Source organism: Yersinia nurmii, from assembly GCF_001112925.1.
Taxonomy (GTDB): Bacteria; Pseudomonadota; Gammaproteobacteria; order Enterobacterales; family Enterobacteriaceae; genus Yersinia; species Yersinia nurmii.
The window spans coordinates 177,592-198,042 of record NZ_CPYD01000007.1; the positions used below are offsets into that span (position 1 = coordinate 177,592).

A 20,451-nucleotide genomic window follows, 5' to 3' on the forward strand; every position below is an offset into this window, starting at 1 on the left:
ATGGCTCGTCCCTTAGATACATCTTTGTTCAAGACTATTGTGGCTAATACGCCATTGATATCTATCGATCTCGTCGTCCAGGATTCTCAGAATAGAATATTACTTGGTAAACGACTAAATCGCCCGGCAAAGAATTATTGGTTTGTACCGGGGGGACGAGTAAGAAAAGATGAAACTCTTGCTGATGCTTTTACCCGGTTAGCAAAAGAAGAGTTAGGATTCCCTATCTCTATTCAAAATGCGGCCTTTATTGGCACATTTGAACATTTCTATCCGGATAATTTTTCTGAAGAAGACTTTTCAACTCATTATGTAGTGCTTGGCTACAAACTGGTCATTGAGACACCGTTAGTACAATTGCCAAAAGATCAACATTCTCAGTATTGTTGGAGAGCGGTCGATGATTTACTTTCCGCTGACGATGTTCATCTTCATACCAAGCTCTATTTTCAAGACAGGAAGTAATCGCTCATGCTATTACCCGTAATTATGGCAGGCGGCTCTGGGAGTCGCCTGTGGCCGCTATCTCGGACTCATTATCCAAAGCAATTTCTGGCTTTGACTTCAGAACTCACCATGCTACAGGAAACTCTACTTCGATTAGACGAGCTTCCTCATCTAGCTCCGCTTGTGATTTGTAATGAAGATCACCGTTTTATTATTGCTGAACAGCTGCGCCAGAAAAAACTCTCACATAGCGGTATTGTATTGGAACCTGTTGGTCGTAATACAGCCCCGGCAATTGCGTTGGCAGCCTTGCATGCGACTTTAAACGGCAATGATCCGTTATTACTGGTATTAGCGGCTGATCATGTTATTCAGGATAAACCTGCATTTATTCAGGCCGTAAAACGAGCTGAACCTCTTGCTGAAGCTGGTAAGTTGGTCACTTTTGGTATTGTTCCTAATAGTCCAGAGACTGGATATGGCTATATCAGGCAGGGAGCTTTGGTTGAAGATGGTGCTTATGAGGTTGCTGCTTTTGTTGAAAAGCCTGATTTAGCTACCGCGCAAGAATATTTGGTTTCCGGAAATTATTATTGGAATAGCGGTATGTTCGTATTTAAAGCATCACGCTATTTACAAGAGCTTGGGTTACATCGACCTGATATTCTTGAAGCTTGCCAGCGAGCAATCGCCGGTCAGCGTGCTGATCTAGACTTTATTCGTCTGAATGAAGAGGCTTTTTATAACTGTCCGGATGATTCAATTGATTATGCAGTTATGGAAAAAACCAGCGACGCGGTTGTTGTGCCTATGGATGCTCAGTGGAGTGATGTTGGTTGTTGGTCTGCGCTATGGGAAATAAATGATAAAGATAGCCAGGGAAATGTTGTTCGCGGTGATGTATTAATAGAGGATATGCATGATAGTTATGTCTATTCTCAAAATAGGCTCGTTGCGACGGTTGGAGTAAACGATCTTATCATTGTAGAAACCAAAGATGCGGTATTAGTTGCGCATAAAGATAAAGTGCAAGATGTTAAAAGTATCGTTAACAAACTCAAATTAGAGGAGCGGTGCGAATATCTGCAACACCGTGAGGTATATCGCCCTTGGGGTTCCCACGATGCTATTGCAGAAGGTGTTCGCTACCAGGTTCAACATGTGTCAGTTAAACCGGGCCAGCGCATTGCAACTCAGATTCATTACCATAGAGCTGAACATTGGGTCGTTGTTTCGGGCATAGCTAAAGTTCACTATGGTGATAAAACTTATTTAGTGAATGAAAATGAGTCTACCTATATTCCTGTAGGAATTGCACATTCAATAGAAAATCCAGGGAAAATACCGTTAGAAATTATTGAAGTACATACCGGAAACTATCTTTCCGAAAGTGATGTAGAACGTGTAGATAACTTAGGTGTAGGGTATTAATGATGAAAGTAAGTATTATTACTGCTACGTATAATAGTGAAAAAACCATTATAGATACTCTATTGTCGTTAGAGAAACAGACACATTTAGATATTGAGTATATTATTATTGATGGAGCATCAAAAGATAATACACTTAAAGTGATAGATAGAAACTCTACCCGAGTTTCTACAATTATCAGTGAGCCAGATAAAGGTATTTATGATGCGTTAAATAAAGGTATCTTAGCTGCTACTGGGGATATCATTGGTTTCTTACACTCGGATGATTTGTTAGCTGATTCAAATGTTATCGCCGATGTTGTTGCAACGTTTAAAAATAACGGATGTGATGCGGTATATGGTGACTTGCAATATGTAGCAAGGGATAATATTGACCATGTCATTAGATGCTGGAAAAGTGGTGAGTTTCACCCACGGAAAATGCAGTATGGATGGATGCCGCCTCACCCGACATTTTATATGAAACGTGAATTATATGAGCGTTTGGGTAGTTTTGATTTAAGTTTCAAAATATCAGCGGATTATGACTCACTAACTCGCTATATTATATCTCATCAGATTAAGCTAGCGTATTTACCTCGTGTGCTAACCAAAATGAGGGTCGGAGGAATAAGCAACCGTTCAGTTAAAAACATGATACTTAAATCAAAAGAAGATATTAAGATTATGAAGAAGCAAGCTTTATTTTGGCCTGTATCATTAATCTGCAAAAACTTATCTAAAATTCCTCAGTTTATAAAGTGATATATATGTCTAAACTAACTTGTTTCAAAGCTTATGATATCCGTGGTCAGTTAGGCGAAGAGTTGAATGATGAGATAGCATATCGTATTGGTCGAGCCTATGGTGAATTTGCAAAACCTAAAACAGTTGTTGTTGGTGGTGATGTAAGGCTAACAAGTGAGAGCCTTAAACTTGCATTGAGTCGTGGCCTGCAAGATGCAGGTACAGATGTATTGGATATTGGATTATCTGGTACGGAAGAGATATATTTTGCGACCTTCCATCTTGGCGTTGATGGAGGAATAGAAGTTACAGCTAGCCATAATCCTATTAATTATAATGGAATGAAGCTTGTTCGTCAGGGGGCTAGACCTATTAGTGGTGATACTGGTCTACGCGATATACAACGTTTGGCAGAATCAAATGACTTTCCGCCTATTGTTGAGTCTAAGAGAGGGAGTTACAAGAAAATATCAGTTATTGATGCCTATATTGATCATTTAATTGGTTATATAACGCCATCCTTATTTAGGCCCTTGAAATTAGTTATCAATAGTGGGAATGGGGCTGCAGGGCATGTTATTGATGCTTTGGAAAAGCGTTTTGATAAGCTTGGTATGCCTGTAACTCTGATTAAAGTTCATCATTCACCGGATGGTACATTCCCGAATGGAATCCCCAACCCGCTACTGCCAGAATGTAGACAAGATACCACTGATGCTGTATTAGCCCATGGTGCAGATATGGGCATTGCCTTTGATGGCGATTTTGATCGTTGCTTCTTTTTTAATAATAAAGGGGAGTTTATCGAAGGGTATTATATTGTTGGATTGTTAGCTGAAGCATTCCTACAGAAAAAACCGGGTTCAAATATTATTCACGATCCGCGCTTGAGTTGGAATACAATTGATATTGTAACTGCTGCTGGCGGAAAGCCGGTCATGTCAAAAACTGGACACGCTTTCATCAAAGAAAGAATGCGTGAAGAAGATGCCGTTTATGGTGGAGAAATGAGCGCTCATCATTATTTTCGTGATTTCTCTTACTGTGATTCTGGAATGATTCCTTGGTTGTTAATTGCAGAGCTATTGTGCGTTAAAAATAAAAGTTTGGAGCAATTAGTCGAAGAGTGTATGAGTGCTTACCCTGCATCCGGTGAGATAAATTCAATATTGTCTGAGCCTGCCTCAGCAATTGCTAAAGTTCGCGCAACTTATGAAAATGAAGCGCTGGTCGTTGATGAAACCGATGGGATTAGCCTTGAGTTCAAAGATTGGCGTTTTAACTTACGTAGTTCTAATACTGAGCCAGTTGTTAGATTGAATGTAGAATCTCGTGCGAATAAGTCTTTGATGCTGGAAAAAACAGAAGAGATTTTACTATTATTAAGGTCATAGAGATTAAGTATAGTTAAAAATATCAGCTCTCCGTGGGTTTATATATTTGATATAGTTCACGGGGTGCTAAGTTTAGTAATGATTCTCAATTCGGTGACGGTTAATGGCTGATAATTTTAAAGTAAATAATAGTGATTCTAAAATGCCTTCTGATTATGGTTTTCCTAATGTAAACTCCTCGAAAAATGAGATAGATTTATTTGAGTTAATGGCTATTATTTTTAGATCTAAAATAAAAATAATATTCACCACTTTTATTTTTATCATTATTGGTTTGGTTATTACCTTTATTCTCCCTCAACGCTGGACGAGCACAGCAGTTATCGTCTCGCCTGGCGATGAACAAATTCAAGTGTTAGATAAGATAACAACTAATTTATCTGTGCTTGATATTAAGCTTGATATCAATTCAGATTATTTATTGTCTATTTTTAAACAAAACTTTGATTCTCAAGATCTCCGTGAGCAGTATTTAGTGAATACTGAGTATTTTAAGAGATTAATGCGAGATAATCCTGAAGATGGTCTGGAGAAAAGAGCATTAATTGAACGGATAGTGAATGAGAATATCACATCAGTCAGCCCGCAGAGAGATAAAAGCGATAATGATAAGGAATATCGGTACTACAAATTATCATACAGCGCCATGACGGCTACAGATGCGCGTGATTTATTGCAGGGGTATATTAACTACGTTAACAGTATAGTTAATGCTGATGTATCTAGAAAAATACAGCGTGCTGTTGATTTAGCTAAAGGTATTGGTACTGATAAATATACTTTGGACCTATTGCGTGCCAAGAATAGTCAGGAAGTTAAAATTGAACGTTTGAAGTACGCGACTTCAATTGCTGATGCGGCGGGTATTAAAAAACCAGTTTACAGTAGTGGTTCTGCTATTAGTGATGATCCAGATTTCCCTATTACTATGGGTTCTGATGCACTGAATCGCAAATTGGAAATTGAGAAATCGGTGACTGACTTGGCTTCTATCAATGCTGAAATTCTTAACCGTAGACTGTATCTGGATAAGTTAAATGCGTTGGAAATTCCTAAAGTGGAAGTGGTGCCATTTAAATATCTGCAACAGCCAACCGAGCCAACCAAAAGAGATGCGCCTAAACGTGGGCTGATTATGATCCTGTTCGCACTTGCAGGTTTGGTGGGATCTGTCGGCTTTGTGTTAGTTGATCATTTCATGCGTGAACGCGAGCGTGAAGATGAGATGTTAAAGCTGGCGAATACCGATAAAAAATAACGAATCAATAATAATTGATATTTTACATTGCCGGATAAGCGCTGCTTGTCCGGCTTTTTTTTTATAAAAATTCTGAAGTTAGCGTTCATCCTTGTTCTCTGACCGCATTAAATCGACCTCATACCTTTTCCCTAATTATGTTTCCAGCTTGAGCTTATGCTAAAATCCACTTCCTTTTCATCTTCACACTGCCAATCAAAACAATGAAATTTCCTGGTAAACGTAAATCCAAACATTATTTTCCGGTCAATGCCCGCGATCCGTTATTACAACAAACGCAGGTTCAGGCCGAAAATGAGGTCAGCACCTCTTATATCGTCGGTATCGACCAAACCCTAGTCGATATTGAGGCCAAAGTTGATGAAGGATTTATTCAGCGCTACGGTTTGAGCCAGGGACATTCTTTAGTTATTGAAGATGATGTGGCTGAGGCTCTTTATCAGGAGTTAACCAGCAATGGTTTGATTACCCATGAGTTTGCAGGTGGCACCATCGGTAATACATTGCATAATTACTCGGTTCTGGCTGATGACCGCTCTGTTTTACTTGGAACCATGTGCAGCAATATAAAGATTGGCAGCTATGCCTATCGTTATCTGTGTAATACCTCAAGTCGTACTGACTTAAATTATTTGCAGGCCGTGGATGGCGCTATTGGCCGCTGTTTTACCTTGATTACTGAGAACGGAGAGCGGACTTTCGCTATCAGTCCTGGCCAAATGAATCAGCTACGCCCAGGAAGCATTCCTGAAGAAGTGATTGCAGGAGCCTCGGCTTTAGTTCTCACTGCTTATTTAGTTCGTTGTAAACCCGGTGAGCCAATGCCAGATGCCACTATGCAGGCCATCGCATACGCTAAAAAATATCATGTGCCAGTGGTACTGACGTTGGGTACAAAATACGTCATTGCAGATAATCCTCAATGGTGGCGAGATTTCCTTAAAGAAAACGTCTCTATTTTAGCGATGAATGAAGATGAAGCGCTGGAGCTTACGGGGATCAGCGATCCATTGATGGCCGCAGATATGGCGCTGGATTGGGTCGATTTGGTGCTATGTACCGCCGGGCCAAATGGCCTTTATATGGCTGGCTATACGGAAGAAGCTGGCAAACGCCAGACTCAGCATCCTTTACTGCCGGGTACTGTTGCTGAATTCAATATGTACGAATTTAGCCGCGCAATGAGAAAAGAACATTGTGATACGCCATTCAAGATTTACTCACACATCGCTCCTTATATGGGCGGACCTGAGAAGATTATGAATACTAATGGGGCAGGGGATGGGGCATTGTCCGCAGTGTTACATGATATAGCGGCCAACGGTTATCATCGTAATAATGTTCCTAATTCAAGTAAACATGTGCGTAGTTACCTGAGCTATTCGTCTTTGGCGCAGGTTTGTAAATATGCTAATCGAGTGAGCTATCAGGTATTGAATCAGCACTCTCCTCGTCTGACGCGCGGTTTACCTGAGCGAGAGGATAGTCTGGAAGAGTCTTACTGGGAACGTTAATCCAATCGCTAGACAACAAAAGGCCAGCATTGCTGGCCTTTTGTATTTTAATATCGGTCTAGTCAGATCGGGCAAGCTGCGCTTTTGACTTCTTCACTCAACGTATCGATTTTCAGCATATTTAGCATGCTGCCTGCAATCTCGCGTTCACCCATAACGACCTGATCGGCACCGCGGTCGGAAATATAAACCACCTCATCGTCATAATGCGCTCTGGCAATAATCTCAAGGTCTGGGCGTTTGAGACGCGCCGCAGCGACAATTTCACCCGCCTCATAGCCATTTGGAATGGTTAGTAACAGCCAGCGTGCGCAGTCTAGTCGAGCCAATGACATGATTTCTGCATTGGCTGCGTTGCCCAGCACCGCGTTAATTCCTTGCTCACGCAAGGCTTCGACTCGGGTTCGGGAGTTTTCGATGACCACTAATGGAACACCGGCTGCATTGAGTTTTGATCCCAGTAGGCTACCTACGCGGCCATAACCGACTAATAAAGCGTGGTTACACAGATCGACTGGAATTTGTTTTTCTTCTTCTACTGCTTCTTCCAGAATTTGATCTTCCATGGTTTCGGTTTTAATTAGATAGCGATCCAATAGGCTAAATAGCAATGGATTCAGCATGATAGAAAGAATGGCACTGGCTAAAACCAGATTGCGGCCATGCTCCGACATCAAACCAAGAGAGATCCCTAAACCCGCTAAAATAAAGGCGAATTCACCGATCTGCGCCAAACTGACCGAAATAGTCAGTGCAGTGCGTTTAGAGTGGCCAAACATGCGAACTAATAGGAAGGCTGCGGCAGATTTACCGAAGATAATGATAGCCAGTGAGGCGATAACCGCTAAAGGCTCACGAACCAGAATCATCGGGTCGAAAAGCATGCCAACCGAAACAAAAAACAGGACGGCAAAGGCATCACGCAGCGGTAAGGTATCCTGAGCCGCGCGGTGGCTGAGTTCGGACTCGTTTAACACCATACCGGCAAAAAAGGCGCCTAGGGCGAATGAGACGTCAAACAGCCCTACAGCACCGTAAGCGATACCCAGCGCTAAGACCAGCACGGCCAAGGTAAATAGCTCTCTGGAGCCGGTACTGGCGGTTTTTGCCAATATCCATGGGACAAGGCGGCGGCCAACCACTATCATCAAGGTGATGAAGGCGATGACTTTACCAATGGTTATTGCCAATTCGGTGAATAATTGGCTCAAACTGGTATTTTCGCTACCCATAACGCCAGCGAATGCTGGTAATAACACCAATGTTAGTACCATCGCCAGATCTTCAACTATCAACCAGCCAATGGCTATTTGTCCACGTTGGCTGTCGATCAACTGCCGTTCTTCCAGTGCTCGCAGCAATACCACGGTACTGGCGGTAGACAGGCAAAGACCAAACACCAAGCCTGTGACCAGATCCCAACCCAACAGGCTCGAAAGGCCGATACCCAACAATGTGGCAACTGCGATTTGCGCTATGGCACCGGGAATAGCAATGGATTTTACAGCGAGGAGGTCTTTAAGAGAGAAATGCAGCCCAACACCGAACATTAACAGGATAACACCGATTTCAGCCAGTTCTGGCGCTAATGACGTATCGGCGACGAAACCCGGCGTGAATGGCCCGGCTAACACCCCTGCGGCGAGATATCCCACTAATGGAGAGATGCGCAGGCGGTGTGCCAGTGTACCGAGGAGGAAGGCGAGTACGAGGCCTCCTACAATCGTTGTAATCAGGGGTGTTGAGTGGTGCATCCAGACTCCTTCTTGTTATACGGCAGTGTTCATTCACAGCAATAGCACTAGTTTATTGCATTTGAGTGAACTTTGCGCGATAAAAATTCATATTTTGTCAATAAAATTGAAGGTTGGCCTGTAAATTGCCTGAGGTGGTCATTTGTGAGTGATATCTCATTTAGGCCTAATGGATATAAGGGTTTAAGCCAGATAATACTGCTATCTCATCCGGCTTAAGTTAGTAATAATGACTACTTTTCTTCAATATTAGGCAGTAAGGCTGTGAATATCCCAAGGAGTGGCAGGAATGCACAGATTTGGTAAACCAACTCGATACTGGTTAAATCAGCAACATAACCAAGTACAGCCGCACCTAATCCCCCCATACCGAAAGCTAAACCGAAGAATAAGCCGGAAACCATGCCTACCTTTCCGGGGATTAGCTCTTGTGCATAAACCAGAATGGCAGAAAACGCTGATGCCAATATGACACCAATGATCACCGTCAAAATGCCAATCCATTGCAGAGATACGTAGGGTAAAATAAGGGTAAATGGGGCAACACCAAGGATAGAGCCCCAAATAACGTATTTTCTCCCAACTCTGTCCCCCAAAGGCCCGCCAATGATGGTGCCTGCGGCTACGGCAAACAAGAATACAAACAAATGGATTTGGGCGTTTTGTACTGAAACACCAAACTTATGGATTAAATAGAAGGTGTAGTAGCTACTTATGCTGGTTAAGTAGAAATATTTGGAAAATATCAGTACTAACAGAATCGCTAAAGTGGCAATTACGGTCTTTTTAGGCAGCGTGTGTACCGGCGTCGCTATTATCGGCTTACCGGCCACTGCGCGATTTTGCATTTGATACCATTTGCTGACCTGTAATAGCACCACAATGGCCAGTAACGCCGCCAGTGAAAACCAGCCAACATTCCCTTTACCGTAGGGGGCGATAAAGACCGCCGCCAGTAATGGGCCTAACGCGCTACCAAAATTCCCACCAACCTGAAACAGCGATTGCGCTAGCCCGTGACGCCCGCCAGATGCCATGCGTGCCACGCGGGAAGATTCAGGATGAAATACGGAGGAGCCGGTGCCAACTAGCGCCGCTGCCAACAACACCACGGGAAAAGTAGTCGCAGCGGCCAGTAATAAGATGCCCGAAAGCGTGAATCCCATACCAATAGGTAAGGAATAAGGCTGTGGGTGCTTGTCTGTGTAGAGGCCAATCAACGGTTGCAGCATTGATGCAGTCATCTGATAGGTTAATGTAATCAAGCCGATTTGAGTGAAGCTCAGGCTGAACTCTGTCTGTAATAAAGGATAGATAGCTAAAATCAGCGATTGAATCATATCGTTTAGTAAATGAGAGACGCTTATCGCCCCTAATATGGAAAACGATGTTCGCTTTAATACATTTCCCTTAGTTTGGGAAGTTGGGGGGACGATGCGATCGGTCATGATGAGTATCAGCCTAATTTTTTTTATTGTGAAAGATAGCGCGGTAATGGATACATGTTATGCATATCGTATGATTTTTGCTATATCCAGCATTATTTGACAGGTATCGCAAAAATGTGAAATTCAGGTGTATCTAATCGAGTTACAATGCAAACTGCATCGAGGTATCACCTTGATTCTCACAGAAATCCTGAACTATTACGCGATCTGTATTCATCAGACTGACTTTTACTCGACCCGCTTTTGGCGATTACATGGAGATTTGCCATGCGTTTTTCATTCAATACCACAGCATGCGCGTTGGCCGTAACATTGGCCTTTGCCCCCGGATGGGCCAGCGCTTGGGAAAAAGATAAAACTTACGACATTACTGTCCTGCACACTAACGATCATCACGGCCATTTCTGGCAAAACGATCACGGTGAATATGGCCTGGCGGCGCAAAAAACCTTGGTGGATAATATTCGCCAGCAAGTGGCAGCAGAAGGGGGCAGCTTATTGTTGCTTTCCGGCGGAGATATTAATACCGGTGTACCTGAGTCTGATTTACAGGATGCGGAACCCGATTTTCGCGGTATGAATTTAGTGGGATACGATGCGATGGCGATCGGAAACCATGAATTTGATAACCCGCTTAGCGTATTGCGTCAACAAGAAAAATGGGCCACTTTCCCGCTGCTCTCTGCCAATATTTATCAGAAGAGTACCCAGCAGCGCTTATTTAAACCTTATGCCCTATTTGATAAGCAAGGGATTAAAATTGCGGTTATTGGGTTAACCACTGACGATACGGCTAAAATTGGCAATCCTGAGTATTTCACCGATATTGAATTCCGCGTACCGGCGGTGGAAGCCAAAGAGGTCGTCGAAAAACTGCGTCAGGATGAAAAACCGGACATTATTATCGCCGCCACCCATATGGGACATTATGACAACGGCAATCACGGTTCTAATGCGCCAGGTGATGTAGAAATGGCTCGTAGTCTGCCTGCAGGTTATCTGGACATGATTGTGGGTGGGCATTCGCAGGACCCGGTTTGTATGTCCCGCGAGAATCATAAGCAGGTAGATTACGTTCCGGGTACGGCTTGCGCACCCGATCGCCAAAATGGAACCTGGATCGTTCAGGCGCACGAATGGGGTAAATACGTCGGGCGTGCAGATTTTAAATTCCGCAACGGTGAGCTGACGTTGGTTAACTATCAGCTGATTCCGGTTAATCTGAAGAAGAAAGTAGAGAAAGCCGACGGCACCAGTGAGCGCGTTTTCTATACCGAAGAGATCGCTGAAAATCCGGCAATGTTGAAATTACTCACGCCGTTTGAAGATAAAGGCAAAGCGCAGCTGGAAATTAAAGTCGGTAGCGTTAATGGCAAGCTTGAAGGCGATCGTAGCAAAGTTCGCTTCCAGCAAACTAATATGGCGCGGATGCTGTTAGCGGCGCAAATAGAGCGTGCTGGCGCTGATTTTGCAGTGATGAGCGGCGGCGGCGTGCGTGACTCTATCGATGCTGGCGATATCACTTATAAAGATGTGCTGAAAGTGCAGCCATTCGGCAATACGTTGGTTTATGTGGATATGAAGGGCAGTGAAGTTGAGAAGTATTTGGCTGTTGTCGCTAATAAAAAAGTGGATTCAGGTGCCTATGCTCAATTTGCTAACGTCAGCCTGATTGCCGATGGCACTGGCGTTAGTGATGTTAAAATTCAAGGGAAACCGCTAGATGCGAATAAAACCTATCGCATGGCAACGCTGAATTTCAACGCGCTAGGTGGTGATGGTTATCCGAAAGTGGATACTTTGCCAAGCTACGTTAATACCGGCTTCATCGATGCGGAAGTCTTGAAGCAATATATTGAAAAACACTCTCCACTAGACGCTGCGGCCTATGAGCCGAAGGGTGAGATTGTTTATAAGTAGTGAGTTGAGATGAGGTAGAAAATACCTTAGGGACTTTTTATCTTAACGGGGGAGTACGGGTAGCGCTAATGCGTCTATGCGTATTCCCCATTTTTTGCTCAGAGGCATTCCTTGGCAGAGCGAAACGAGGATTAATCCTGTTTGGCTATATCCGCAAAGACCGCGTTGAGCAACCGACCTAAATCTGCTGGAGCTAGCTCGATATCCAGCCCGCGTTTGCCGCCGGAAACAAACATGGTGGCATATTGCTGTGCCTGACTGTCGATGACCGTCGGTAAACGTTTTTTCTGTCCTAACGGGCTAATTCCTCCGACTAAATAACCGGTTACTCGCTGCGCTAGCTGTGGATCGGCCATATCTGCTTTTTTCGCCCCTAAGGCTCGGGCAACTTTTTTTAAATCCAACTGAGTGGCGACCGGAGTGACGGCAACGGCTAAGTTTTTGGTTTCCCCATTCAGGCAAACAAGTAGGGTTTTATAAACTTGCCGGGCATCTAACCCTAATTTTTTGACAGCTTCATCACCAAAATTTGTTTCTGCGCTGTCGTGTTCGTAAGGGTGAAGAGTAAAGGCGATTTTTTGCTTTTCCAGCAGAATGACGGCAGGAGTCATAGTTTTCGTCCAATATAAAAATGAAACCAGTTAATCATAATAGGACTATCGTTGCGGATAATCCTTATCTTTTTAGTATCTTACGCTTAATGCGGCTTAGTAAGAAAAAAATTAACTCAATAGAATCAAAATTATGAAATTGTATCCCTCAATAATAATGAATCCCAGTTGCTTATATTATCCGCAGGTTGCTACCCTGATATAGCAAATTGGTTGACCGTTAGGAAAGCCGGCTTGCTATGTAATAACTAAAACAATGAAAATTCCTCTTTGACTGGCCAATAGTGATATTGGCCATTTTTTTATCCATGAGTTGGCTGCATTAAAGCCGGTAAATTTCCGTCGCCATATAAATGTAAAGCGCCCACCGCAACCAGATAACGCCCCGCCGGTAAGGCGGAAAGTTGTTTTTGCCATTGCTGGTTACGTTGCACCATTAATAGCTCGTATAAATCATCGCTAAAAGTTGTTGTCAGTTTAGCTAGGCTGTCGCAGGGGGGCCGCTCTAACCACCAACTGACCATGGTTTGTAACATGCGGGCGTTGGTGTGCCAGTGGGTCAGAGTATCTTTTAACAACCCCATTCCACTGTCAGGCAGGGTTTCCAGTAGGGAAAGCTGCATTTGCGAACCTTCCAGTTCGATAATATTTTTCCGCTGCGCTTTGGCTGCATTCAATAATTGGTAATCTATACCGTACTCCCCGCGCAGCCCCAAATTCTGCGCCTGACGTGCTTGTAGCATCAGCGCGATTTGCCAGGCCGGGAGGGTGGCCAGAGCCAGCGGGTCAGTTTTTAATTCTTCACAGCGCTGAACAAACTGTTGGTAATCTGTTTCAGCGAGCCGGTCGACCAGCGGTAGTTCATCGGGATAGTGACCGAAAGGAGAGCCACCTTGGGTAATATCGGCCTCGACGATTAATGCATCGGCTTTTATCAGGCGATCCAACAGGATATCCGGTAGCGGGAACATGCCTTCGGTCCCCATATGGATACTCCCTACCAAATGAAAGTGGCGATCGCCAGGCAGTTGCAAATCGATACCCGGATATGGATAACTCGGCGGAGAAAGGATACCAAGAAAGGTGGCTAGCTGACGTAAAAGTTGACCCATAACCGTGTGCGTCCTGATTTAGCATTTCTCCCATGCTAAACGCTAAATGGCGCACAATAAAGGGTTGTGCGCCATTGGGTTAGGACTTCGTTTATTGTTTAGGTTTAAAGCGTAATAAACGGTTGGCATTACTGACGACGGTGATGGAGGACAACGCCATGGCAGCCCCAGCGACCACAGGGCTTAACAACGTTCCAGTGAACGGATACAAAATACCTGCCGCGATTGGAATCCCTAACGCGTTATAGAAAAATGCGCCGAGTAGGTTTTGTTTCATATTGCGTAATGTCGCTTTGGATAGCTCTACGGCATCGGCGACGCCGTGCAGACTATGGCGCATAAGCGTAATTGCCGCAGTTTCTATCGCAATATCGCTACCGCCGCCCATAGCAATACCTACATCGGCCTGAGCCAGCGCGGGCGCATCGTTAATACCATCTCCAACCATCGCGACTTTGTTACCCGCAGCCTGTAACTGCTTAATCGCATCGGCCTTGCCATCGGGTAGCACTCCGGCAATCACCTGATCGATACCGGCCTCTTTGGCAATAGCATTAGCAGTAATCGGGTTATCACCTGTCAGCATCACCAGTTTGTAGCCTTGCTGATGCAGACGTTGTAATGCTGAGACGCTATCACGGCGTAACGGATCGCGGATGGAGAACAGCGCCGCGACTTTCCCATTGGCCGCCAGAATAACCGGCGTGGCGCCCGTTTTCGCCTGTTGCTGCATTAAGTCGCTTAACTCAAGGGTATCAATCCCTTGTTGTTCTAGCAGCGCACTGTTTCCTAATCGCAGCGATGCTCCTTCAACATCACCGCTGACGCCTAAGCCGCGCAGGGTTCGGAACTGGCTGGTGGCAGGCAGCGTCAGGCCTTTGGCACGTTGCAAAATTGCCTGCGCTAACGGATGGTTTGAGCCTGTTTCCAGCGCAGCCGCCCAGCTAAGCGCCTGTTGTTCCGTAACCCCGTTAAAGGTATGGATAGCGACAACCTGCGGACGGCCTTCGGTCAATGTACCGGTTTTATCAAATACCAGTGTATTCAGGCCGCTGGCCTGCTGAAGCGCATCCGCATCTCGCACCAGTACGCCAAACTCAGCGGCACGACCAACGCCAGAAATGATCGACATCGGCGTAGCTAATCCCAGTGCGCAAGGGCACGCGATGATCAGTACCGTGGTGGCAACCACCAGGGTATATACAATTTGGGGCTGCGGGCCAAAGAAGTACCAAATCACACCGGCAATCAAGGCGATAGCCACGACGGTAGGAACAAATACTGCAGAGATTCTATCGGCTAACTGGCCAATTTCCGGCTTACTACTTTGTGCCTGACGTACTAGCTTGATAATCCGTGCCAGCGTAGTCTGGCTACCAATGGCGTTAGCGCGGAACAGAACTGACCCATCCTGTACTGAGGTTCCGGCGTGTACTTTATCCCCAGCGAATTTATGCTGTGGAATCGGTTCACCGGTGAGCATAGCTTCATCCATCCACACTTCACCCTGCACAATTTCGCCGTCAACGGGAACCCTGTCCCCGGTGGTCAAACGGAGGGTCATACCCAGTTGTACGTCGGCCAGCGGGATTTGTTTCTCACCGTCTTCAGTAACAACTCGAGCGGTTGGTGGTGCCAGATCCAGCAAGCGTTCCAACGCATTAGAGGAACGCTGTCTGGCGCGTTGTTCCATCGCATGTCCCAGATTGATTAAACCGATAATCATGGCGCTGGCTTCGTAATAAAGATGTCGGGCTTCCATCGGGAATACATCGGGCCAGATATTGACGGTAATCGAGTAAATCCAGGCGGCACCGGTGCCTAATGCCACCAGCGTATCCATAGTGGCACTGCCGTTTTTCAGGCTGACCCAAGCGTTGCGATAGAAATGTCCGCCGGCAAAGATCATGACCAGCAGCGTCAGTACACCAACCACCAGCCACGGAGTTTGGGTTTCTGGCGTTAGCGTCATACTGCCGCCGAATAAACCCCATGCCATTAATGGAATACCTAATAACAGCCCCAGCGCGGCCTGCCATTGGAAGCGCTTCATATTGGCCTGAGACATTTCCTGCTGGCGCTCCCGCCGTTCAGCTTCGTCTTCGATAATTTCTGCGCCATAGCCCGCTTTTTCTACAGCGGCGATCAGCGCGCTATTATTCGGAGAGCCTGTCACCAGTGCGCTACGTTCAGCCAGATTCACTCGCGCGACCTGTACGCCATCTACGCTTTGCAACGCTTTTTGTACTTTAGAAACGCAGCTGGCGCAGCTCATCCCGGTTAACAATAGCTGCACGCTATCCGGATCGTCGCCGTCCGTTGGAGCGGCTGCGGTGGTATTTTCTGTTGCCGGAAGAGAAGAGGCCGCTGCCAGAGATTCCGGCTCAGGTTGTGTAGCATGTGCCAGCGGCTCAGTTTTTGGGACAGTGTTTTCCTGTGCCAACGTGGCCTGATAACCGGCATTTTCCACGGCGGCAATCAGTGCGTTTGCATCGGCCTGACCGTAAACTTTGGCGTTGGAGGTTGATACATCGGCGGCGATGACTCCTGGGACGGCTTCCAGCGCTTTACGTGTCGTTGCCGCGCAGTGCATGCAGGTTAAGCCGGAAAGTTGTAACTCTACATTCGGTTGCTGTACCGGTTCCGCCTGATAGCCTGCCTGTTTTACCGTTTCGATCAGTGCCTGTACGTCAGCTTCACCGACTACTTTCGCATAGTGAACATTAACCTGAGCCTGTTCGACGTCAGGCCGGCCTTCCAGCGCCTTTTGCACCCGTCCGGCACAGTTCATGCAAGTTAAACCCTGCAAAGCAAGCAGCGTAGTGTGTGACATGATTAACTCCTTAAAGAGTAAGAAACTTATCCTTTTGTCTGCGGGGATAAGTTTAGTCGGTATTAAGCCCTTTACCTTGACGCCAATCTTCTGGCGGGCAATAAGGTGAATTTCTCTTGACCGACATGACTATTTTAACTACTTATGGAGGTTAAACCTTCCAGCAAGGGTAAGGTCAAGGGAGAAATATGAATATCAGCGATGTGGCCAAAAAGACCGGTTTGACCAGCAAAGCGATTCGCTTTTACGAAGAAAAAAAGCTGGTAACGCCGCCTATCCGTACTGATAACGGTTATCGCAGCTATGATGCCCGTCATATTGAAGAATTGACTTTGCTGCGACAGGCGCGCCAGGTGGGATTTACTCTGGATGAATGTCGTGAATTATTGGCGCTGTTCCATAATCCGGATCGCCATAGCGCGGACGTCAAAGCCGCGACGTTACAGAAAGTAGCTGAAATAGAGAAACATATTCAGGATTTGAATCAGATGCGCTTGCGCTTACTGGCGTTAGCGGCTGAATGCCCCGGCGACGAGGGGGCGAATTGTCCGATTATCAATAATCTGGCGGGGTGCTGTCACAGCGAACAGAAAGGATAGAGTTAATAAGCCCACGGTCGTCAACCGAAAGTGGGCTACAAACTAGCGTGTTATTGCACGTACATTCAAAGTGTTACCTTCAATAGAGACCACTTCGACTTCCGTGCCCACGCTTAATTCTTCAGAACTATGGATGCGCCAGCTACTGTCGCCGACTCTCATTCGTCCATAGCCGTCCAGTGTCGGTTCCGTCAGCGTTGCCCGCAGACCAACCATTTGGTGATCCCGCTGGTTAAGCATGGCAGGCTGCGGTTTGACTCGTTTACTCAGCCAATACCACCACAAAATGGCGGCGCTAACGGTGAGAACGGCAAACAGTACACCTTGCCATTCCCAGCTTAACGGCAACATCCAGACCAACAGGCCAACCAGCACAGCGGCAATGCCACTCCATAACAGATAACCGCCGGCACCCAACATTTCTGCGGCTAATAACAATCCGCCGAGTGATAGCCAAAACCAATTTGGGTTTGCTGCAATCTGTTTAAGCATGGTTATTTACCTCGGCTGGTTTTGCTCTCGCCAATCAGTTCAGCGATACCGCCAATCGCGCCCATCAGGCTGCTGGCCTCCAGTGGCATCATCACGACTTTACTGTTATTAGCTGAGCCAATGTGTTGCAGCGCATCGGTGTATTTCTGTGCCACAAAGTAGTTAATCGCCTGAATATCACCGGCGGCGATAGCTTCAGAAACCATTTTAGTTGCCTGAGCTTCGGCTTCTGCGGCACGTTCACGGGCTTCTGCCTGCAGGAAGGCGGATTGACGTTCACCCTCTGCTTTCAGAATTTGAGATTGTTTTTCACCTTCAGCACGTAAAATTGCTGCCTGACGCACGCCTTCGGCTTCCAGAATATCCGCACGTTTGGTTCGTTCGGCTTTCATCTGGGCGTTCATGGCTGAAATCAGTTCGGTCGGTGGGCGTACATCGCGGATTTCAATGCGGGTAATTTTGATGCCCCAAGGGTTGGTGGCTTCATCAACAATATGTAGTAAGCGGCTGTTGATGTTATCGCGCTGGGACAGCATTTCATCCAATTCCATAGAGCCAAGCACGGTACGGAAGTTGGTCATAGTTAGGTTAACAATCGCGAGTTCCAGATTGCTGACTTCATAAGCCGCTTTTACCGGGTCAATAACCTGAATAAAGCAGACGGCATCAATGGCAACGTTGGCGTTATCGCGGGAAATGATTTCCTGTGAAGGAATATCCAGAACTTGTTCCATCATATTGATTTTACGGCCAATACGGTCCATAAACGGGACGACGATGTTCAGGCCCGGCATCAGCGTTTTGGTATAGCGGCCAAAGCGCTCAACTGTCCACTGGAAACCCTGTGGGACAATTTTGATTGCGGAGAACACCACAACCAGCGCAACGACGATAATAATCGGGATAACCGTAAACATAGTTAACTTCCTGTCAGTCAATGAATATTGTTTCATAATATTACGCGACGACAGGCTAAAAGACTAACTAAAGGGAGGTAAATACATGTAAGGAATCATTCTGCTATCGAAAAAGCAGAAAAAAACCTGAAAAGTGAATGAGAAAGAGCGCGAGAAAGATCCCGCGCAGAGAAGCTAAAACGTGCTTAGTCGCTTAGTACAGCAGAGAGTACAACTGGCGACGGTATTTACCGGCCAGAGCATCGCCGGTGCCAAGGGCGGCCAGAATATCCATCAAGGTTTTGCGAGCGTTGCCGTTCGCTGCTGCCAGATCTTTTTTCAGATGGCTCATCAACAGTTCCAGCGCTTCTTCGTTACGGCCAACTTGATGCAGTTGCAGTGCCAGCTGTACCGCCAACTCTGCGTTTTCAGGCTGATCGAGCAGCTGTTGCTGTAATTGCTGAATTTCCGGCGTATCTGCCGCCTGTTTGAGCAATTCTATCTGTGCAATCAGGCCCTGATAGCGAGTGTCCCGATCTTGCAGTGGGATAGTTTCCAATACCGCTTCCGCATCGTCACTACGATTCAGTTGAATCTGAACTTCCGCCAGCTGCAGGCCGATTTCGCTGTTATATTGGCTAAGCTGCCAGGCATCTTTCAGTAACGGAAGGGCTTCTTGTATTTTGCCATCGGCGATAAGCTGCGCCGCTTCTGCTGCTTTTAGTTCTTCTGGCTTAGGTAATACACGCTGTAACAGTTCGCGGATAACCTCTTCCGACTGCGGGCCCTGGAAGCCGTCAACCGGCTGGCCGTCTTTAAACAGATAGACCGCAGGAATAGACCGCAGGCCGAACTGTGAGGCAACCATTTGTTGAGCGTCACAATCTACTTTGGCCAGAATGAACTGACCGGCGTATTCGGCGGCTAATTTGTCTAAAACTGGCGTTAATTGCAGGCAGTGCTGGCTACGTTCCGACCAGAAATAGAACAGAACCGGCTGCGCCATGGACTGTTCCAGGGTTTGATGTAGGTTAGCTTCGGTAATATCGATAACTGTTGGTGCTAGCATGACTTTATTCTCTCATCCGTTTTAGCGATAGATGGGGGCAGAATATCCGGCTTCAACCCTCTATCGCGGTTTATCGGTTATCAGGCATTGCCCCGCAAGACGCGATCCAGCAAGCGGCCCGGTAAAATACGACGCAACACCGTAACGGCGTGTGCCACCAGCGTGACCGGATAGCGCAACTTAGGCCGCGGCGCTTCTAATGCATGACGTAATTTGGGCAAAATCGCTTCAGGCGGCAGGGTGAAGCGTTTGGCAATACCCGGATTATTCACTGGTTTGTCAGCCTGGGTCTGATTAACGTTTTGCGTGAAATGAGTGCTAATCGGACCCGGTTCAATCAAACTGACAAAAATCCCGCTGCCGTTTAGCTCCATCCGTAAGGCATCTGACCAAGCTTCCAGCGCATATTTGCTGGCTGCGTAAGCGCCCCGACCCGGCGTTGAAATCAACCCCATCACCGAACTGGTTTGAATAATTCGGCCTTCTCCGTGGGGCAACATGGCAGGCAACAGTAATTGGGTGAGTTGGTGGGTGCCAAATACATTGGTGGAGAACTGCCGTTCCATTTGTTGGCGCGAAATGGTGTCCAGCGGACCGTATAAGCCATAGCCGCCGTTGTTGAATAAACCGTACAGTCGCCCACCGGTTAGTTCGATAACCTGTGTCGCGGCGCGCTCGACGCTGGCGCTGTCATCCAGATCCAGCTCAATGCCTTCTAGCCCCAATTGGGACATATTTTCTACGTCCTGAGGTTTCCGACAGGCAGCCAAAACCCGATAGCCTCTGTTACGCAGATCCTGCGCCGCTACCAAACCAATTCCGCTCGAGCAACCGGTGATTAAAACCGCTTTTTGCATAACTTTACCTACTGAATGAACCTATTTGCCCAGACTAATGGTTTACTAAGAACTTATATTATCAGATAGCTAATATCTTATATTAATA

17 protein-coding genes are annotated in these 20,451 nt (G+C 46.3%); 8 read left to right on the forward strand and 9 right to left on the reverse strand.

The window, feature by feature from the left end; translation table 11 throughout:
* The 6 genes from AD970_RS10850 (at position 1) to AD970_RS10875 (ending at position 6,772) form a co-directional block, all read left to right on the forward strand.
* Positions 1 to 465 (forward strand): GDP-mannose mannosyl hydrolase, encoded by a 465-nt coding sequence (locus AD970_RS10850; protein ID WP_049598631.1) that lies wholly within the window; start codon positions 1 to 3, stop codon positions 463 to 465.
* A gap of 6 nt (positions 466 to 471) precedes the next feature.
* Complete coding sequence (locus AD970_RS10855) at positions 472 to 1,878, forward strand: mannose-1-phosphate guanylyltransferase/mannose-6-phosphate isomerase (RefSeq protein ID WP_049598633.1); 1,407 nt, start codon at positions 472 to 474, stop codon at positions 1,876 to 1,878.
* A 2-nt stretch (positions 1,879 to 1,880) separates the two neighbouring features.
* Positions 1,881 to 2,624, forward strand: coding sequence for a glycosyltransferase family 2 protein (locus tag AD970_RS10860; protein WP_049598721.1), 744 nt, complete (start codon positions 1,881 to 1,883; stop codon positions 2,622 to 2,624).
* A 5-nt stretch (positions 2,625 to 2,629) separates the two neighbouring features.
* Positions 2,630 to 4,000, forward strand: a complete 1,371-nt coding sequence (gene cpsG / locus AD970_RS10865) for a phosphomannomutase CpsG (protein ID WP_049598635.1) — start codon at positions 2,630 to 2,632, stop codon at positions 3,998 to 4,000.
* Between the two features lie 103 nt (positions 4,001 to 4,103).
* Positions 4,104 to 5,258, forward strand: coding sequence for an LPS O-antigen length regulator Wzz(fepE) (wzz(fepE), locus tag AD970_RS10870; protein ID WP_049598637.1), 1,155 nt, complete (start codon positions 4,104 to 4,106; stop codon positions 5,256 to 5,258).
* 203 nt (positions 5,259 to 5,461) lie between these two features.
* Positions 5,462 to 6,772, forward strand: a complete 1,311-nt coding sequence (locus tag AD970_RS10875) for an inosine/guanosine kinase (RefSeq protein ID WP_049598639.1) — start codon at positions 5,462 to 5,464, stop codon at positions 6,770 to 6,772.
* 62 nt (positions 6,773 to 6,834) lie between these two features.
* Here the strand turns inward: AD970_RS10875 and ybaL are convergent, their stop codons facing one another.
* Together ybaL and AD970_RS10885 are read right to left on the reverse strand one after the other, a co-directional pair.
* On the reverse strand, positions 6,835 to 8,526 hold the full coding sequence (gene ybaL, locus AD970_RS10880; RefSeq protein ID WP_049598641.1) for a YbaL family putative K(+) efflux transporter: 1,692 nt from the start codon (positions 8,524 to 8,526) through the stop codon (positions 6,835 to 6,837).
* 233 nt (positions 8,527 to 8,759) lie between these two features.
* Positions 8,760 to 9,974: an MFS transporter gene (locus AD970_RS10885; protein ID WP_049598644.1), complete on the reverse strand. Its 1,215-nt coding sequence runs from the start codon at positions 9,972 to 9,974 to the stop codon at positions 8,760 to 8,762.
* 267 nt (positions 9,975 to 10,241) lie between these two features.
* Here AD970_RS10885 and ushA point away from each other — a divergent pair, with 267 nt between their 5' ends.
* Entirely contained in the window at positions 10,242 to 11,894 is a 1,653-nt protein-coding gene (ushA, locus tag AD970_RS10890; protein WP_049598646.1) for a bifunctional UDP-sugar hydrolase/5'-nucleotidase UshA, read from the forward strand.
* A 131-nt stretch (positions 11,895 to 12,025) separates the two neighbouring features.
* Here ushA and ybaK read toward each other — a convergent pair whose 3' ends face one another.
* The 3 genes from ybaK to copA all read right to left on the reverse strand — a co-directional run bounded on the left by ybaK (position 12,026) and on the right by copA (position 16,450).
* Positions 12,026 to 12,505 (reverse strand): Cys-tRNA(Pro)/Cys-tRNA(Cys) deacylase YbaK, encoded by a 480-nt coding sequence (gene ybaK, locus AD970_RS10895; protein ID WP_049598648.1) that lies wholly within the window; start codon positions 12,503 to 12,505, stop codon positions 12,026 to 12,028.
* Between the two features lie 302 nt (positions 12,506 to 12,807).
* The gene (locus AD970_RS10900; protein ID WP_049598649.1) at positions 12,808 to 13,617 is read right to left on the reverse strand and encodes a TraB/GumN family protein; all 810 of its coding nucleotides are present in this window, start codon (positions 13,615 to 13,617) and stop codon (positions 12,808 to 12,810) included.
* Positions 13,618 to 13,708: 91 nt separating this feature from the next.
* Positions 13,709 to 16,450, reverse strand: a complete 2,742-nt coding sequence (gene copA / locus AD970_RS10905) for a copper-exporting P-type ATPase CopA (RefSeq protein WP_049598651.1) — start codon at positions 16,448 to 16,450, stop codon at positions 13,709 to 13,711.
* Positions 16,451 to 16,638: 188 nt separating this feature from the next.
* Between copA and cueR the strand changes: the two genes are divergently transcribed.
* Positions 16,639 to 17,049, forward strand: a complete 411-nt coding sequence (gene cueR, locus AD970_RS10910; protein ID WP_049598653.1) for a Cu(I)-responsive transcriptional regulator — start codon at positions 16,639 to 16,641, stop codon at positions 17,047 to 17,049.
* Positions 17,050 to 17,091: 42 nt separating this feature from the next.
* Here cueR and AD970_RS10915 read toward each other — a convergent pair whose 3' ends face one another.
* The 4 genes from AD970_RS10915 to AD970_RS10930 form a co-directional block, all read right to left on the reverse strand.
* Positions 17,092 to 17,541 (reverse strand): NfeD family protein, encoded by a 450-nt coding sequence (locus tag AD970_RS10915; protein ID WP_049598655.1) that lies wholly within the window; start codon positions 17,539 to 17,541, stop codon positions 17,092 to 17,094.
* 2 nt (positions 17,542 to 17,543) lie between these two features.
* A complete protein-coding gene (locus tag AD970_RS10920; protein ID WP_049598657.1) occupies positions 17,544 to 18,458 on the reverse strand; it encodes an SPFH domain-containing protein in 915 nt (304 codons plus the stop codon).
* Positions 18,459 to 18,651: 193 nt separating this feature from the next.
* Positions 18,652 to 19,506 carry a co-chaperone YbbN gene (locus AD970_RS10925; RefSeq protein ID WP_049598659.1) on the reverse strand — a complete coding sequence of 285 codons (855 nt, stop codon included), beginning with the start codon at positions 19,504 to 19,506 and terminating at the stop codon, positions 18,652 to 18,654.
* Between the two features lie 80 nt (positions 19,507 to 19,586).
* Positions 19,587 to 20,363: an SDR family oxidoreductase gene (locus AD970_RS10930; protein ID WP_049598661.1), complete on the reverse strand. Its 777-nt coding sequence runs from the start codon at positions 20,361 to 20,363 to the stop codon at positions 19,587 to 19,589.
* Positions 20,364 to 20,451: the final 88 nt, after the last annotated feature.